A 519-nucleotide genomic window follows, 5' to 3' on the forward strand; every position below is an offset into this window, starting at 1 on the left:
TGCCGAGTACAGACGGTCTTCCACCTCATTGACGATTTGCGCAGCCATCGCCGTGAGGTGGTCCAGGTCATCAACTGACTGAGGCGAGTTCTCGACTGTTTTGTAAGCGGCTACGATGCTGCTTTTGAACGCTTCGCGGTAGCTGTCGTTTTCCATATAAGACGCCAACATGGCAGCGGCTTCAGGGGTCTTGTCATTTGTCGCAATGATCCAGACGGCATGGTCTTCACCTCGCAAGCCCATGACCGTATCAGAGGCCCTGACATCCGCTTCGGACATCGGGAAATCACGACGCCATTGTGCTTCAAGCCTGACCAGCTCGCTGGGGCTCTGCAGGTCCGGGTCGTTGGCCCGTGCAGGCTTCGCGGCTTCTGGACTGGCCGACGCAGGGTTTGTGGCCGCTGTCGGGGTTACCGCCTCGGGCGCAGCGTCTGAAGGCGTTGGCACGTTGGCCTGCGCTTCAGACGTTGCCGTTGCTGCAACATCCGCAGCCGGTTGCGCACGCTGCGCCTGCCACTG

At 60.3% G+C, this 519-nt stretch carries 1 pseudogene; it reads right to left on the bottom strand.

The window, feature by feature from the left end:
• A pseudogene (locus ABJ99_RS28685) lies at positions 1-519 on the bottom strand (LPD7 domain-containing protein); the annotation flags it as partial.

It is taken from the genome of Pseudomonas syringae pv. cilantro (assembly GCF_001293775.1).
GTDB lineage: Bacteria > Pseudomonadota > Gammaproteobacteria > Pseudomonadales > Pseudomonadaceae > Aquipseudomonas > Aquipseudomonas syringae_P.